A 643-nucleotide genomic window follows, 5' to 3' on the forward strand; every position below is an offset into this window, starting at 1 on the left:
GGGCGAGACCAGCAAGCTGGCGGCCACGGTGACGGGGTCTCCGGCTGCTGCGGTGAAGGAAGTGTTTGGCCATTCGGGCACCTATGTTGTGCCGAAAGCAGCGAACGCGAACAGTGGCGATATGCTCATAAATGGTACTGCCATTACCCTGGCGGATGACCTCGATTTGGATGGCGCCATCACTGAAATCAATAAGCACACTGCAACTACAGGTGTTACGGCCTCGAAAGATGCTGCCAAGTTGGTTTTGAACTCCGACACGGCGTTTAAGGTCAAGGGCGCCGCTATCGGTGCTGCTGCGGATGTAGATGCGGTTAAAGCGACGGGCTTGAGTGCTCCTCTGGAAATCAGCATCAATGGCACCTCCGTCAAGGCGGCGAAGGGTGATGATATGGCGAAAATTTTGAAAGCCATTAACGATCAAAAAGACACCACTGGCGTGACAGCAGTCGAAGACAAAGGCCGTCTGATGCTCAGTTCCGTGGATGGCAAGGCGATCAAGCTGGACAACGGTCCTTCCCCTGAAGGCGCTGGGGCACTGGCCAAACTGGGCCTGACCGCCGGCAGCTCGCAGGCCAAGTTGACCACCGATACGTCGGTGATCCTCAACGGTGTGGATGTGAAGTTCAAGAAGGGCGACACT

General features: G+C 56.1%; 1 protein-coding gene. It reads left to right on the top strand.

Features of this window, described 5'->3' with window-relative positions:
- On the top strand, window positions 1–643 hold a 643-nt coding region (locus NPS46_RS25115), incomplete at both ends, for a flagellin hook IN motif-containing protein (RefSeq protein WP_274112045.1).

This window comes from Pseudomonas putida, from assembly GCF_028682395.1.
Classification (GTDB): Bacteria; Pseudomonadota; Gammaproteobacteria; order Pseudomonadales; family Pseudomonadaceae; genus Aquipseudomonas; species Aquipseudomonas putida_AB.